Genomic DNA, 12,799 nt, shown 5'->3' with positions numbered 1-12,799 from the left:
TGGAGAATTGAAAAATGGGTAAAGAAAAATTCACACGTACCAAGCCGCACGTCAACGTAGGCACCATTGGCCACGTGGACCACGGCAAGACCACCTTGACAGCCGCCATCACCACCGTGTTGGCAGCCAAGTTCGGCGGCTCTGCCAAAGCGTACGACCAGATCGACGCTGCACCTGAAGAAAAAGCACGCGGCATTACCATCAACACCGCCCACGTGGAATACGAAACGGCCAACCGCCACTACGCCCACGTGGATTGCCCTGGACACGCTGACTATGTGAAGAACATGATCACTGGCGCTGCCCAAATGGACGGCGCCATCTTGGTCTGCTCCGCTGCTGACGGCCCCATGCCCCAAACCCGCGAGCACATCCTGTTGGCTCGTCAGGTGGGCGTGCCCTACATCATCGTGTTCCTGAACAAGTGCGACATGGTGGACGACGCTGAATTGCTGGAGCTGGTCGAAATGGAAGTGCGCGAGCTCCTCTCCAAGTACGACTTCCCTGGTGACGACACCCCCATCATCCACGGTTCCGCCAAGCTCGCCATGGAAGGCGACAAGGGTGACCTGGGCGAAGGCGCCATCATGAAGCTGGCCGACGCACTGGACAGCTACATCCCCCTGCCCGAGCGCGCAGTGGACGGTGCATTCTTGATGCCCGTGGAAGACGTGTTCTCCATCTCTGGCCGCGGCACTGTGGTGACTGGCCGTGTGGAGCGCGGTATCGTCAAGGTCGGCGAAGAAATCGAAATCGTCGGTATTGCTGACACCCAAAAGACCACCTGCACTGGCGTGGAAATGTTCCGCAAGCTGCTGGACCAAGGTCAAGCTGGTGACAACGTCGGCATCTTGCTGCGCGGCACCAAGCGTGAAGACGTGCAGCGCGGCCAAGTGCTGTGCAAGCCCGGCTCCATCAAGCCCCACACCCACTTCACTGGCGAAATCTACGTTCTGTCCAAAGACGAAGGTGGTCGTCACACGCCTTTCTTCAACAACTACCGCCCCCAGTTCTACTTCCGTACAACGGACGTGACCGGTGCGATCGAGTTGCCAGAAGGCAAAGAAATGGTGATGCCTGGTGACAACGTGTCGATCACTGTGAAGCTGATCAACCCCATCGCCATGGAAGAAGGCCTGCGCTTCGCTATCCGCGAAGGTGGCCGTACCGTGGGCGCTGGCGTGGTTGCGAAAATCATCGCGTAATTCGCAAAACCTAAGGAATTACGATGGCTGCCAAGCAAAAAATCCGTATTCGCCTGAAGGCGTTTGACTACAAGCTGATCGACCAATCGGCTGCTGAAATCGTCGACACTGCCAAGCGCACCGGTGCGATTGTCAAAGGCCCAGTTCCTTTGCCAACCCGCATGAAGCGTTTTGACATCCTGCGTTCGCCGCACGTGAACAAGGCCAGTCGCGACCAGTTTGAAATCCGTACGCACCAGCGTTTGATGGACATTGTCGACCCAACGGACAAAACCGTTGATGCTCTGATGAAGCTCGATCTGCCTGCTGGCGTGGATGTCGAAATCAAGCTGCAGTAAGAGATAGAGGCCCCGGATGCAAATTCGGGGCACCTGACTGGTGAGAATGGCGGGGGCTTGCGTAAATTGCGTGCTCGCGCTATACTCGCCGGCTCTGCTTGACGCGCTGTTGTGCTCAGGTGGAGTTTTATTAACAGTCTTCCACACAAAAACGGTGTAGCCAATTGCAGTTGCACTGGTGGAAGTTACGGAGAAAACAATGAGTCTTAGCAATCACTTAGGGTTGCTGGGTCGCAAGGTTGGCATGATGCGCCTATTTACCGAAGACGGGGACGCTGTTCCCGTGACGGTGGTGGATGTGTCGAACAACCGCGTGACGCAGGTCAAAACCCAAGAGAACGATGGCTACGTTGCCTTGCAGGTGACGTTCGGTGCGCGCAAAGCTTCGCGTGTGACCAAGCCAGTTGCCGGCCACCTTGCCAAGGCAGGTGTGGAAGCCGGTGAAATCATCCAGGAATTCCGCATTACTGCTGACGTTGCTGCAAAGTACGCAGCTGGTGCGACTGTGCCTGTTGCTGATGTGTTTGTTGTGGGTCAAAAAGTGGATGTGCAGGGCACCTCCATTGGTAAAGGCTACGCCGGTACCATCAAGCGCCACAACATGAGCTCGCAGCGTGCATCGCACGGTAACAGCCGCTCGCACAATGTCCCGGGCTCCATCGGTATGGCACAAGACCCCGGTCGTGTGTTTCCCGGTAAGCGCATGACGGGTCATTTGGGTGATGTCACCAAAACTACGCAAAACCTCGACGTGATTCGCATCGACGAAGCGCGTCAGCTGTTGCTGATCAAAGGAGCTATTCCTGGCTCGGCAGGTGGTTTTGTGACAGTCCGCCCTGCAGTCAAAGCTAAAGCAGCGAAAGGAGCGAACTAATGCAGCTCGAACTCCTGAATGACCAAGGCCAAGCGACGTCGAAATACGACGCCCCTGAAACCGTGTTCGGTCGTGAATACAACGAAGACCTCGTCCACCAAGTGGTGGTAGCGTTCCAGGCCAATGCCCGCCAAGGCACACGCGCCCAGAAGGATCGCGAGCAGGTCAAACACTCGACCAAGAAGCCGTTCAAGCAAAAGGGAACGGGCCGCGCCCGTGCCGGTATGACTTCCTCGCCACTGTGGCGCGGAGGCGGCCGCATTTTCCCGAACATGCCCGACGAAAACTTCGGTCAGAAAATCAACAAGAAGATGTACCGTGCAGGTATGGCTTCCATCCTGTCTCAGCTGGCCCGCGAAGGCCGCTTGGCAGTGGTCGACTCCCTAAAGGTGGACTCTCCCAAGACCAAGCCTTTGGCAGCCAAATTCAAGGCTATGAACCTTGAATCCGTGCTGGTGATTGCTGACGAAGTGGATGAGAACCTGTACTTGGCATCGCGCAACCTGGTGAATATCTTGGTTGTTGAGCCCCGTTACGCTGATCCCCTGTCGTTGGTGCACTACCGCAAGGTGTTGGTGACCAAGGCCGCCATGGACAAACTCAAGGAGATGTTCGCATGAGCGCCCGTATGAACAACACGTCTAAAGTCAAGTACGACGAAGGTCGCTTGATGCAGGTTCTGGTTGCTCCCATCGTGTCTGAGAAGGCAACCTTGGTGGCTGAAAAATCCAATGCTGTGACGTTCAAGGTATTGCAGGACGCTACCAAGCCTGAAATCAAGGCCGCTGTGGAATTGATGTTTAAGGTTGAGGTGCAAGGTGTTTCTGTGTTGAACACAAAAGGCAAGACCAAGCGCTTTGGCAAATCCACAGGTCGTCGCGACAACGTTCGCAAGGCCTATGTGATGCTCAAGCCTGGTCAAGAGCTGAACCTTGGTGGGGAGGCCGCGTAATCATGGCTGTCATTAAAATGAAACCTACTTCCCCGGGCCGTCGTGGCGTGGTGAAGATTTCGCGTGACCACCTGTACAAGGGTGCCCCTCACGCTGCATTGTTGGAGCCACAATTCCAGCAAGCCGGCCGTAACAACAACGGCCACATCACCACCCGTCACAAGGGCGGTGGACACAAGCACCACTACCGTGTTGTCGACTTCGTGCGCAACAAGGATGGCATTCCCGCCAAGGTGGAACGCATTGAGTACGATCCCAACCGTTCTGCGCACATCGCTCTGGTGTGCTATGCCGACGGCGAACGCAAGTACATCATTGCCCCCCGTGGTTTGGAAGTTGGCGCAACCATCCAGAATGGTTCTGAAGCTCCTATCCGCGTAGGCAATACATTGCCTATCCGCAACATTCCAGTGGGTTCCATCATCCATTGCGTAGAGTTGCAAGTGGGCAAGGGCGCGCAGATCATCCGCTCTGCTGGTACTTCCGCTACGCTGCTGGCCCGTGAAGGTACCTACGCCCAAGTGCGTGTGCGTTCCGGTGAAGTTCGCAAGATCCACATTGATTGCCGTGCCACCATTGGCCAAGTCGCCAACGAAGAACACAGCCTGCGCCAATTGGGCAAGGCTGGCGTGAAGCGCTGGATGGGTATTCGCCCGACCGTTCGCGGCGTGGTGATGAACCCTGTTGATCACCCCCATGGCGGTGGTGAAGGCAAGACCGGTGAAGGCCGTCACGCAGTCGATCCTTGGGGTAATCTGACCAAGGGCTACCGTACCCGTAACAACAAGCGCACGCAGGTCATGATCGTGTCGCGTCGCAAGAAGTAAGGGGTAGGTAAATGACTCGTTCTCTCAAAAAAGGTCCATTTGTGGACCACCACTTGGTAGCCAAGACTGAAAAGGCTGTTGCTACCAAGGACAAAAAGCCGATTAAGACTTGGTCGCGTCGCTCCATGATCCTGCCCGATTTCATCGGCTTGACCATTGCTGTACACAACGGCAAACAGCACGTTCCTGTCTATATCACCGATCAAATGGTTGGCCACAAGTTGGGTGAGTTCGCTCTGACCCGTACTTTCAAGGGTCACCCTGCGGACAAAAAAGTCCAAAAGAAATAAGGAGGTGACCATGGAAACTCGTGCAACCCTTCGTGGCGTCCGTTTGTCGGTAGACAAAGGTCGTCTGGTCGCGGACCTGATCCGTGGCAAAAAAGTTGACCAAGCTCTGAACATCTTGCAATTCACACAGAAAAAAGCTGCTGTGATCATCAAGAAGGTTCTGGAGTCCGCTATTGCCAACGCTGAACACAATGACGGCGCCGATATCGACGAACTGAAGGTGAAAACCATCTACGTCGAGCAAGGTGCTTCGCTGCGTCGCTTCACCGCACGCGCCAAAGGCCGTGGCAATCAAATCCGCAAGCCCACGTGCCATGTGTACGTGACGGTTGGTAACTGAAAGAGGCCAGGAAGATATGGGACAAAAAATCCACCCAACCGGCTTTCGCTTGGCGATCAGCCGTAATTGGTCTTCTCGTTGGTACGCTAGCAACCGCGACTTCGCGGGCATGCTGGCCGAAGACATCAAGGTGCGTGAGTACCTGAAGGCCAAACTGAAGAACGCTTCGGTGTCGCGCATTCTCATCGAGCGTCCTGCCAAGAACGCACGCATCACCATTTTCTCGGCACGTCCGGGCGTGGTGATCGGCAAGAAGGGCGAAGACATCGAAAACCTCAAGCGCGATCTGGGCAAGCAATTGGGCGTGCCAGTGGCAGTGAACATCGAAGAAGTGCGCAAGCCTGAAATCGATGCGAAGCTGATCGCTGACAGCATTACCCAGCAGCTCGAAAAACGCATCATGTTCCGCCGTGCCATGAAGCGCGCCATGCAAAACGCTATGCGTTTGGGCGCTCTGGGCATCAAGATCATGTCGTCAGGTCGTCTGAACGGCATCGAAATTGCCCGTACCGAGTGGTACCGTGAAGGCCGTGTGCCATTGCACACCCTGCGCGCTGACATTGACTACGGAACTTCCGAAGCCAAGACCACCTACGGCATCATCGGTGTGAAGGTCTGGGTCTACAAGGGTGATACCTTGGGCCGTAACGATTTGCCCGCTGCTGTGGAGCCTCGCGCTGAAGAAGAGCGTCGCCCACGTGGTCCCCGTCGCGATGACCGCGGTGGTGCCCGTCCTGGTGCTGATCGCGCTGCCCCCCGTGGCGCCCGTCGCCCCGTGGGTGGCAATGCAGCGCCTGCCGATGGCAGCGACAAGCCCGCAGAAGCACTGGGTGCTGATGCAAACAAACCAGCCGTTAAGCGCGTTCGTAAAGTCGCCGCGCCAGCTGCAGCAGCTGACGGTAAAGGAGAATAATCATGTTGCAACCCGCTCGCCGGAAATACCGCAAAGAGCAAAAGGGCCGTAACACCGGCATCGCAACCCGCGGAAGCTCGGTTGCGTTCGGTGACTTCGGTCTGAAATGTACTGACCGCGGCCGTCTGACGGCTCGCCAGATCGAGGCTGCACGTCGTGCAATCTCCCGTCACGTGAAGCGTGGCGGCCGTATCTGGATTCGCGTGTTCCCTGACAAGCCAATTTCCCAAAAGCCTGCTGAAGTGCGTATGGGTAACGGCAAAGGTAACCCCGAGTACTACGTGGCTGAAATCCAGCCCGGCAAGATCGTGTTTGAAATCGTCGGTGTGCCTGAAGAGTTGGCACGCGAGGCATTCCGTTTGGCTGCGGCCAAACTGCCTCTGCGTACCACTTTCGTGGCGCGCATGATTGGCCAGTAATTCAGGAGAACTCGAAATGACGAAAGCTGCTGAACTGCGGACCAAAGACGTTGCCGGACTGACTTCGGAAGTCAAAGCGCTGCAAAAAGCCCACTTTGGCCTGCGTATGCAAAAGGCTACACAACAACTCAACAACACCGCTACGCTGCGCACCGCGCGCCGTGATATTGCTCGCGCCAAGACTATTCTTGTCGAGAAGCAAAGCGCTGAAAAATCCGCCAAATAAGGAGCGATAAATGACGGAAGCTAAAAAATCCCTCAAGCGCACCTTGATTGGCAAGGTGGTCAGCGACAAGCGTTCGAAGACAGTGACAGTACTGATCGAACGTCGCGTGAAGCATGAGCTCTACGGCAAGATCGTGGCAAAAACCAGCAAGTACCACGCCCATGACGAAAAGGGCGAGTACAAGTTGGGTGATGTCATCGAAATCACCGAAAGCAAGCCTATCTCCAAAACCAAAAACTGGGTTGCAACCCGCTTGGTAGAAAAGGCTGCTGCAGTCTAAGCCTATCGGCTTTGTTCACTGCAAGCGACTTCAAAACGGCCCACAATGTGGGCCGTTTTCATTGGTGGTGCTACATCTGGTTTGTAGCCCACTCCCACCCCCTAGGAGCACACATGATTCAAGTCGGAGACACCCTGCCATCGGCCACCCTGATGGAGTATTCGGAAGTGGAGGGCGAGGGTTGCAGCATTGGCCCCAACCCCGTGGACGTCAGCAAAGCGACGGCGGGCAAGACCATTGCGCTGTTTGCGCTGCCCGGTGCTTTTACGCCCACCTGCTCTGCCAAGCACGTGCCCGGTTATGTTGAGCAAGCTGCCGCCTTTCAGGCCGCGGGTGTGGATGAAATCTGGTGCGTCAGCGTCAACGACGCATTCGTCATGGGTGCCTGGGCGCGTGACCAGAAGACGGCTGGCAAGGTGCGTATGCTGGCCGACGGTAGCGCAGCATTTGCCCAAGCCACCGGTCTGACACTGGACCTGACCAGCAAGGGCATGGGCCTGCGCAGCAACCGTTACTCCATGTTGGTCAAGGACGGCAAGGTCACGGCATTGAACGTGGAAGGCCCTGGGAAGTTTGAAGTCAGCGACGCCAGCACCTTGCTGGCACAGGCACAAGCCTAATTTGTTGCAGCCAAGGCTACCTCAAAGTTGCACTTTGAGGTAGTGCGCACCAGCGATAGGGTTGTAGTAATAGGGCGGCACTTCTTCGAAGCCCAACTCCTCGTAGAGGGCTCTCGCTGCCTCCATGTCGTCCAAGGTGTCAAGCAGCACGCAGTCGTAACCGCTTTGCCGTGCTGCATCCAGAACCCCTTCCACCAGCAGCCGTCCCAAGCCAAAGCCACGATGGGCAGGCCGTACATACAGGCGTTTCATTTCTGCGGCATTGGGGTAGTCTGCGGCATCCAGCGGTCGCAAAGCACAGCAACCTGCAAACATGTCATTCACACTTGCAACCAGCAAAGCCCCACGCGGGGCTGCGTACTCACCGGGCAAACACCGCAGCTCTTCGGCAAAGTTCTGAAAGCACAAATCAACGCCTAGCTGATCTGCATATTCTTGGAATAGTTGTCGTGTGGCCTCCAGTGCTTCCGCAGTAGCGGGCGTATGAAGCGCAAGCTGGGCGACCGATGGCATGGCGGGCTCCATTCAGGCTATCCACGACAGCAAGGCAGCAACTGCAGCGGCGCAGAGCCCAAAAATGAGCAGCGCCAATAGGCGTGAACCAATGTCATCTCGGGCGCTGGGCACACCCACCTGGGTCTCCTTGTCACCCCGGATCATGGGCGTCACAAGGTTTTGTCCTTTCTTGAAGCGATAAAACACGATGGCTGCAATATGCAAAATTACCAAGCCCAGCACTACCCACTTGCCAACGTCGGTGTGGTAGTCGCTAGCGCGGCTTACCCATTCACCGCTGGCAAACTTGGAAAGCGGGCCTGCGGTGGCGATCTCATCGTCACTGAACATTCCGCTGATGACTTGAAGCAAGACGAAACCCAGCAGGCCGAGAACCGACAGAAAGCCCAGCGGGTTGTGTCCCACACCGTGCTCGGGTGCTGCTTCTCCCTGCATGTAGCGCCAAATAGTGCTGGGACTGTAAAAAAAATGGACGAAGCGGGACCAGTGGCCCCCAACAAACCCCCAGACCACCCGGAATAACAGCAGCGTCAAGACGCAATAACCTAGGCGGAAATGCCAGTCCATCCAGCTGCCCCCCACTTGGCCAGAAATCACCAGACCAATCACCGCCAAAGCCAGTAGCCAGTGGAACAGGCGGGTCGGCAAGTCCCACACGCGGGTTGTTTGCATCGTGTTCTCCTTCATCAAGGGTTGTTCGCCCCTGTAAGGGACGAATGTGCAATGTATCACCGGCCCAAGGGCTTGGCCTCAGGCGGTGTTTACCCTAGGATGTTGTTGCAGCCTGAACTAATTACCAAGGCTGTAGCTCTACTCCCGGCGTCAGTTTCCCTCAACCACCAAGGATGTTCCATGAAAAAGCTTGTTACCCTGATTCTGGCCAGCGCCGCTGCCACTCTGTCTGTGCCGGCCATGGCCCAGTTTGCCAAGCCGGAAGACGCGATCAAGTATCGCCAGAGTTCCCTGTTTGTCATGCAGCAGAACTTCGCACGGGTTGCTGCGATGGCTGCCGGGCGGGTTCCATTTGACGCCAAAGTGGCGGCAGAGAGTGCGGAAGTGGCGGCTTATATGAGCAAACTGCCCTGGGCTGCCTTCGGAGATGGCACCGACAAGGGCGCTCCCACCAAGGCCAAGGCAGAGATATGGACGGACAAAGCCAAATTTAACGAATACGCTGAAAAGATGCAGGGCGACATGAACAAGCTCAACGCGGCAGCCAAAACAGGCAATTTGGACAGTATCAAAGCCGCAGTAGGCGCTGTTGGTGGCAGCTGCAAGACCTGCCACGATGCATTCCGCTCGTAAAAGCGGCGCTGCCCTGCTCAGGATTCTTTGAGCAGGGCCTCGATCAATTGGTGAAGTTCCGACATGTTGGGTTCCCCAACGTAACGCTTTACGATCTCACCGCGCTTGTTGACCAAATAGCTGGTGGGCGTAATGCCCACTTCGCCCCAAGCCTTGGCCACAGCGCCGGTGTTGTCAATCGCCACGTCAAAGGGAAGCTTGCGGGTCTGGGCGAAGTTCACCACATAGCTGGGGGGATCGTAGGCCATCGCCACGGCCACTGTTCCGTAGCCTTGGTGTTTGTACTTCTCGAAAGTGGAGACCAATTTGGGCATCTCGGCCACACACGAAACGCAGCTAGTGGCCCAGAAATTTACCAAGGTGACTTTGCCTTGTAATGCCGACGCCGGTTTTTGCGAGCCATCCAGCAATACAAAGGTAGATGCCGGGGCCGCTTTGTTTTGGGTGAGCATGACCCCGCCGGCGATCAAAACGGCAGCGGCTACGATGCTGGCAACGACAATCTGTTTTTTCATGAATAGGTATCTCTATGGACCGCCGACAGTTTAATTCCATCTCCTTGACCACGGCTGCCCTGTGGACTGCTGCAGCTTTGCACCCCGCCTATGCGCTTGGTCTGGAAGATCTGACCAAGGCCGATGCCACCAAAGGGCTTAAAACCGCTCTTGAAAAAGGTGCGTTGGCAGCGGTAGGCATCTTGGGTGTACAGGATGGATTCCTTGGCAACGAAAAAGTTCGCATTCCTTTGCCCGGGTACCTGGAAGATGCCGCGAAGCTATTGCGCACATTCGGCCAAGGCGCCAAGGTGGATGAGCTGGTCACGTCCATGAACCGGGGTGCCGAAGCCGCCGTCCCCATGGCCAAGGACTTGTTGCTCAAAGCCGTGCAAGGCATGTCCGTTAACGATGCCAAGGGGATCTTGAGCGGTGGGGACACGGCCGTGACCCAGTTTTTTGCCGAAAAAACCCGGTCACCTTTGGGCGTGAAATTCTTGCCCATCGTGACCAAGGCCACAGAAAAAGTAGGTTTGGCCGACAAATACAACCAATTGGCTGGCAAGGCGTCCGAAATCGGGCTGATGAAGAAGGAAGACGCCAACATCCAGCAATACGTCACCGGAAAAGCCCTGGACGGGCTCTTTTTCATGATTTCGGAAGAGGAAAAGAAAATCCGTCAAAACCCTGTTGCGTATGGAAGCTCCATCCTGACCAAAGTATTCGGCGCGCTGAAGTGAGCGGCTACGCAAGGACCGCCCGCTGGTGGATGCCGGTGGTGTTGGTTGTGGCTGCTTGCAGCCCCTCGCTGAACTGGCGCAACGTCCCGCTGGGCGGTTTGGTTTTTTCGCTGCCGTGCAAACCAGACAAGGCGCAGCGTGTGGTGACGCTGGCCGGCCGCCAGTTACCGCTGGAGATGCAAGGCTGCGAAGCCGGTGGTGCGCTCTTTGCCATCAGTCGCATCCAGGTCGACGACGCGACCGCGGTGCCTGACGTATGGCAGGCCTGGCGCTCTTCTGCGTTGTTGGCGTTGCGGGCGGACGACTCCACGACCCGTAGCGTGCCAGCGCCCCGCCTGAACGGGGTGCCCGGTTTGGCCACTGCCCCATGGCTGCAGGCAAGTGGGCAGCGCCCCCAGGGCGGGGCCGTGCAAGGCCAGCTGGCCTGGTTGGTGGTGGGCCGCGATGTGTACCACTTGGCGGTGTATGCCGATCGCTTGGCCGCAGACATGATTGAGCCATTTTTTACGGATATTTCTGTGCCATGAGCCCACTGACTCCCCGCAAGGCTGTGCTGGTGTTCAGCGCATTTGCGCTGGCCTACTTTTTGTCGGCGCTGATTCGCGCCATCACCGCCACCCTCGCGCCCACACTGGTGCAAGAGTTCAACCTGCAGTCCCGTGACTTGGGGTTGTTGGCTGGCGGTTACTTTCTGGGTTTTGCGGCCACGCAGTTGCCCCTGGGGCGATGGCTGGACCGCTTGGGCCCCAAACGGGTGGAGATCGCATTTTTGTCCGTGGCCGTGGTGGGCTGTCTGGCCTTTGCGCTCGCCCAGAGTTTTTGGGGTTTGCTGGCGGCTCGCGTCTTGTGTGGCGCAGGCGTTAGCGCCTGCCTCATGGCGCCGTTGACCGGCTACCGCCGCTGGTATGCGCCTGAATTGCAGATGCGCGCCAACTCTTGGATGCTGATGGTGGGCGCCTTTGGCATGGTCGCCTCTACCTTGCCGGTGCAATGGCTCATGCCGCTCATCGGCTGGCGTGGCATTTTCATGCTGCTGGGCATCTTGGTGGCCGTGTCAATGTTGGCTATCGCCTGGCAATCTCCCCCTTGGCAAACAGAAGCGGTGGCCGCGCAACCCCAAGAGGGTGTGCTCGCCAGCTACCGGGAGGTGTGGCGGCATCCGTATTTCCGCAAACTGGCGCCGCTGGGATTTTTCAACTATGGCGGCATGGTGGCCATGCAAACCTTGTGGGCCGGACCCTGGATGGTCAAGGTGGCTGGCTACAGTGCGCTACAGGCCGCCACAGGCCTGTTCTGGCTCAACGTGGCCATGCTCGTGGCCTACTGGTTGTGGGGATGGGCCAACCCCTGGCTGGCACGCCAGGGCCATAGTGCAGACCGACTGATCACCTGGGGGATGCCCGTGAATTTCGCTTTATTTGCTATTCTTTTAATAGCTGGTGGCGCAATATCCACAGGCTCTGCACTGCTTTTTTCGTTGGTGTGCGTGAGTTGTACGGTGGCTGCGCTGGCACAGCCCGCTGTTGGCATGGCATTTCCCGCCGCCCTGGCGGGGCGGGCACTGTCGGCCTACAACCTGGTGATCTTCAGTGGTGTGTTCGCGGTGCAATGGGGCATCGGTCTTTTGCTGGACGGCTTCAAGGCCTTCGGCTTGGCCGAAGTAGCGGCCTACCAGGCGGCCTTTGGTGTGTATGGATTGGCGTGTGTCGGTGCCTATGTCTATTTCCTGCGGGCAAAGGCGCCATAATCAAAGCCCACTTTGCAGCACGCCCCATGAACACCGGCATTTTGATCGTCGCCCACGCACCGCTGGCCAGTGCGCTGCGCACCGCTGCCTTGCATGTGTACCCGGAGGCCGCAGCGGGTGTGCTGGCCTTGGATGTGGCGGCGCAGGACAGCCCTGAACTTTCCCGCGCTGCCGCGCAGGCCGTGTTGGCCCAGTTGGACACGCCCCAGGTCTTGGTGCTGACCGATGTGTTCGGCGCCACGCCGTGCAACGTGGCGCAAAAAATGGTGGACGGCGTCAATAGCAAACTCGTCGCTGGCGTGAACCTGCCCATGCTGCTGCGCACCGTGAACTACCGCCAAGAGGCACTGGACGTGTTGGTCACGCGGGCGCTGGCCGGTGGGGCCCAATGCATCATGCAGGTGGCCGTGACCGCCCCTCAAAACCAACATCGCAAACCCCATGATCAGCACCAACACGACCATAGTCAATAAACTGGGCTTGCACGCCCGCGCATCTGCCAAGCTCACCAAATTGGCCGGCAGTTTTCCGTGCGAAGTGTGGATGGCACGTGGCGACCGCCGCGTGAATGCCAAAAGCATCATGGGTGTGATGATGCTCGCCGCCGGCATTGGCACCGAAGTCACGCTGGAAACCAGTGGCGAGCGCGAGCAGGAGGCCATGGACGCGCTGCTGGCCCTCATCAACGACAAATTCGGCGAGGGCGAGTAAAT

At 57.4% G+C, this 12,799-nt stretch carries 22 protein-coding genes; 19 read left to right on the top strand and 3 right to left on the bottom strand.

All coding sequences use genetic code 11. The annotated features are described in order from the left end of the window. Nucleotides 1-14 precede the first annotated feature (14 nt). The 13 genes from tuf to U5O12_RS20305 all read left to right on the top strand — a co-directional run bounded on the left by tuf (nt 15) and on the right by U5O12_RS20305 (nt 7,284). The gene (gene tuf / locus U5O12_RS20365) at nt 15-1,205 is read left to right on the top strand and encodes an elongation factor Tu (RefSeq protein WP_296510516.1); all 1,191 of its coding nucleotides are present in this window, start codon (nt 15-17) and stop codon (nt 1,203-1,205) included. 23 nt (nt 1,206-1,228) lie between these two features. After that, entirely contained in the window at nt 1,229-1,543 is a 315-nt protein-coding gene (rpsJ, locus tag U5O12_RS20360; protein WP_068674876.1) for a 30S ribosomal protein S10, read from the top strand. 199 nt (nt 1,544-1,742) lie between these two features. Further along, nucleotides 1,743-2,417: a 50S ribosomal protein L3 gene (gene rplC, locus U5O12_RS20355; protein WP_322580490.1), complete on the top strand. Its 675-nt coding sequence runs from the start codon at nt 1,743-1,745 to the stop codon at nt 2,415-2,417. Next, the gene (rplD, locus tag U5O12_RS20350) at nt 2,417-3,037 is read left to right on the top strand and encodes a 50S ribosomal protein L4 (protein WP_094476239.1); all 621 of its coding nucleotides are present in this window, start codon (nt 2,417-2,419) and stop codon (nt 3,035-3,037) included. Before rplC ends, rplD begins: the two co-directional genes overlap by 1 nt. 8 nt (nt 3,038-3,045) lie before the next feature. Beyond that, a complete protein-coding gene (rplW, locus tag U5O12_RS20345) occupies nt 3,046-3,369 on the top strand; it encodes a 50S ribosomal protein L23 (protein WP_322580489.1) in 324 nt (107 codons plus the stop codon). A 2-nt stretch (nt 3,370-3,371) separates the two neighbouring features. Beyond that, nucleotides 3,372-4,196, top strand: coding sequence for a 50S ribosomal protein L2 (rplB, locus tag U5O12_RS20340; RefSeq protein ID WP_087495490.1), 825 nt, complete (start codon nt 3,372-3,374; stop codon nt 4,194-4,196). An 11-nt stretch (nt 4,197-4,207) separates the two neighbouring features. After that, nucleotides 4,208-4,486 (top strand): 30S ribosomal protein S19, encoded by a 279-nt coding sequence (gene rpsS / locus U5O12_RS20335; protein ID WP_094476242.1) that lies wholly within the window; start codon nt 4,208-4,210, stop codon nt 4,484-4,486. A 10-nt stretch (nt 4,487-4,496) separates the two neighbouring features. Continuing rightward, the gene (gene rplV / locus U5O12_RS20330) at nt 4,497-4,826 is read left to right on the top strand and encodes a 50S ribosomal protein L22 (protein WP_075585605.1); all 330 of its coding nucleotides are present in this window, start codon (nt 4,497-4,499) and stop codon (nt 4,824-4,826) included. Nucleotides 4,827-4,842: 16 nt separating this feature from the next. Next, the gene (rpsC, locus tag U5O12_RS20325) at nt 4,843-5,739 is read left to right on the top strand and encodes a 30S ribosomal protein S3 (RefSeq protein WP_296468088.1); all 897 of its coding nucleotides are present in this window, start codon (nt 4,843-4,845) and stop codon (nt 5,737-5,739) included. Between the two features lie 2 nt (nt 5,740-5,741). Beyond that, nucleotides 5,742-6,158, top strand: a complete 417-nt coding sequence (gene rplP / locus U5O12_RS20320; RefSeq protein WP_029708121.1) for a 50S ribosomal protein L16 — start codon at nt 5,742-5,744, stop codon at nt 6,156-6,158. A 16-nt stretch (nt 6,159-6,174) separates the two neighbouring features. Next, on the top strand, nt 6,175-6,384 hold the full coding sequence (gene rpmC, locus U5O12_RS20315; RefSeq protein WP_322580393.1) for a 50S ribosomal protein L29: 210 nt from the start codon (nt 6,175-6,177) through the stop codon (nt 6,382-6,384). Between the two features lie 10 nt (nt 6,385-6,394). Beyond that, a complete protein-coding gene (rpsQ, locus tag U5O12_RS20310; RefSeq protein WP_105261715.1) occupies nt 6,395-6,664 on the top strand; it encodes a 30S ribosomal protein S17 in 270 nt (89 codons plus the stop codon). 113 nt (nt 6,665-6,777) lie between these two features. After that, nucleotides 6,778-7,284, top strand: a complete 507-nt coding sequence (locus U5O12_RS20305) for a peroxiredoxin (protein WP_322580392.1) — start codon at nt 6,778-6,780, stop codon at nt 7,282-7,284. Nucleotides 7,285-7,305: 21 nt separating this feature from the next. Here U5O12_RS20305 and U5O12_RS20300 read toward each other — a convergent pair whose 3' ends face one another. Beyond that, nucleotides 7,306-7,797 (bottom strand): GNAT family N-acetyltransferase, encoded by a 492-nt coding sequence (locus tag U5O12_RS20300; protein WP_322580391.1) that lies wholly within the window; start codon nt 7,795-7,797, stop codon nt 7,306-7,308. Nucleotides 7,798-7,809: 12 nt separating this feature from the next. Further along, a complete protein-coding gene (locus U5O12_RS20295) occupies nt 7,810-8,472 on the bottom strand; it encodes a cytochrome b/b6 domain-containing protein (protein WP_322580390.1) in 663 nt (220 codons plus the stop codon). 180 nt (nt 8,473-8,652) lie between these two features. Between U5O12_RS20295 and U5O12_RS20290 the strand changes: the two genes are divergently transcribed. Further along, nucleotides 8,653-9,105, top strand: a complete 453-nt coding sequence (locus U5O12_RS20290; protein ID WP_322580389.1) for a cytochrome c — start codon at nt 8,653-8,655, stop codon at nt 9,103-9,105. Between the two features lie 17 nt (nt 9,106-9,122). Here U5O12_RS20290 and U5O12_RS20285 read toward each other — a convergent pair whose 3' ends face one another. Further along, nucleotides 9,123-9,620 carry a TlpA disulfide reductase family protein gene (locus U5O12_RS20285; RefSeq protein ID WP_322580388.1) on the bottom strand — a complete coding sequence of 166 codons (498 nt, stop codon included), beginning with the start codon at nt 9,618-9,620 and terminating at the stop codon, nt 9,123-9,125. A 14-nt stretch (nt 9,621-9,634) separates the two neighbouring features. Here U5O12_RS20285 and U5O12_RS20280 point away from each other — a divergent pair, with 14 nt between their 5' ends. From U5O12_RS20280 to U5O12_RS20260, 5 genes are read left to right on the top strand one after another with little or no spacing between them, the layout of a single operon-like run. Then, nucleotides 9,635-10,339 (top strand): DUF4197 domain-containing protein, encoded by a 705-nt coding sequence (locus U5O12_RS20280; protein WP_322580387.1) that lies wholly within the window; start codon nt 9,635-9,637, stop codon nt 10,337-10,339. Then, a complete protein-coding gene (locus U5O12_RS20275) occupies nt 10,336-10,866 on the top strand; it encodes a hypothetical protein (RefSeq protein ID WP_322580386.1) in 531 nt (176 codons plus the stop codon). The genes U5O12_RS20280 and U5O12_RS20275 overlap by 4 nt, the downstream gene beginning before the upstream one ends. After that, complete coding sequence (locus U5O12_RS20270; protein WP_322580385.1) at nt 10,863-12,086, top strand: MFS transporter; 1,224 nt, start codon at nt 10,863-10,865, stop codon at nt 12,084-12,086. The genes U5O12_RS20275 and U5O12_RS20270 overlap by 4 nt, the downstream gene beginning before the upstream one ends. A 26-nt stretch (nt 12,087-12,112) precedes the next feature. Beyond that, complete coding sequence (locus U5O12_RS20265; RefSeq protein WP_322580384.1) at nt 12,113-12,559, top strand: PTS fructose transporter subunit IIA; 447 nt, start codon at nt 12,113-12,115, stop codon at nt 12,557-12,559. Beyond that, complete coding sequence (locus tag U5O12_RS20260) at nt 12,528-12,797, top strand: HPr family phosphocarrier protein (RefSeq protein ID WP_094476268.1); 270 nt, start codon at nt 12,528-12,530, stop codon at nt 12,795-12,797. Before U5O12_RS20265 ends, U5O12_RS20260 begins: the two co-directional genes overlap by 32 nt. The last annotated feature ends 2 nt before the right edge of the window (nt 12,798-12,799 follow it).

The organism is Rhodoferax sp., assembly GCF_034519335.1.
Classification (GTDB): domain Bacteria; phylum Pseudomonadota; class Gammaproteobacteria; order Burkholderiales; family Burkholderiaceae_C; genus Allorhodoferax.
This window is presented reverse-complemented; position numbering and strand designations above follow the sequence as displayed.

Coding starts and splice junctions, on each gene's coding strand:
- tuf (WP_296510516.1), top strand. CDS start 15: ATGGGTAAAGAAAAATTCACACGTACCAAGCCGCACGTCAACGTAGGC.
- rpsJ (WP_068674876.1), top strand. CDS start 1,229: ATGGCTGCCAAGCAAAAAATCCGTATTCGCCTGAAGGCGTTTGACTAC.
- rplC (WP_322580490.1), top strand. CDS start 1,743: ATGAGTCTTAGCAATCACTTAGGGTTGCTGGGTCGCAAGGTTGGCATG.
- rplD (WP_094476239.1), top strand. CDS start 2,417: ATGCAGCTCGAACTCCTGAATGACCAAGGCCAAGCGACGTCGAAATAC.
- rplW (WP_322580489.1), top strand. CDS start 3,046: ATGAACAACACGTCTAAAGTCAAGTACGACGAAGGTCGCTTGATGCAG.
- rplB (WP_087495490.1), top strand. CDS start 3,372: ATGGCTGTCATTAAAATGAAACCTACTTCCCCGGGCCGTCGTGGCGTG.
- rpsS (WP_094476242.1), top strand. CDS start 4,208: ATGACTCGTTCTCTCAAAAAAGGTCCATTTGTGGACCACCACTTGGTA.
- rplV (WP_075585605.1), top strand. CDS start 4,497: ATGGAAACTCGTGCAACCCTTCGTGGCGTCCGTTTGTCGGTAGACAAA.
- rpsC (WP_296468088.1), top strand. CDS start 4,843: ATGGGACAAAAAATCCACCCAACCGGCTTTCGCTTGGCGATCAGCCGT.
- rplP (WP_029708121.1), top strand. CDS start 5,742: ATGTTGCAACCCGCTCGCCGGAAATACCGCAAAGAGCAAAAGGGCCGT.
- rpmC (WP_322580393.1), top strand. CDS start 6,175: ATGACGAAAGCTGCTGAACTGCGGACCAAAGACGTTGCCGGACTGACT.
- rpsQ (WP_105261715.1), top strand. CDS start 6,395: ATGACGGAAGCTAAAAAATCCCTCAAGCGCACCTTGATTGGCAAGGTG.
- U5O12_RS20305 (WP_322580392.1), top strand. CDS start 6,778: ATGATTCAAGTCGGAGACACCCTGCCATCGGCCACCCTGATGGAGTAT.
- U5O12_RS20300 (WP_322580391.1), bottom strand. CDS start 7,797: ATGCCATCGGTCGCCCAGCTTGCGCTTCATACGCCCGCTACTGCGGAA.
- U5O12_RS20295 (WP_322580390.1), bottom strand. CDS start 8,472: ATGCAAACAACCCGCGTGTGGGACTTGCCGACCCGCCTGTTCCACTGG.
- U5O12_RS20290 (WP_322580389.1), top strand. CDS start 8,653: ATGAAAAAGCTTGTTACCCTGATTCTGGCCAGCGCCGCTGCCACTCTG.
- U5O12_RS20285 (WP_322580388.1), bottom strand. CDS start 9,620: ATGAAAAAACAGATTGTCGTTGCCAGCATCGTAGCCGCTGCCGTTTTG.
- U5O12_RS20280 (WP_322580387.1), top strand. CDS start 9,635: ATGGACCGCCGACAGTTTAATTCCATCTCCTTGACCACGGCTGCCCTG.
- U5O12_RS20270 (WP_322580385.1), top strand. CDS start 10,863: ATGAGCCCACTGACTCCCCGCAAGGCTGTGCTGGTGTTCAGCGCATTT.
- U5O12_RS20265 (WP_322580384.1), top strand. CDS start 12,113: ATGAACACCGGCATTTTGATCGTCGCCCACGCACCGCTGGCCAGTGCG.
- U5O12_RS20260 (WP_094476268.1), top strand. CDS start 12,528: ATGATCAGCACCAACACGACCATAGTCAATAAACTGGGCTTGCACGCC.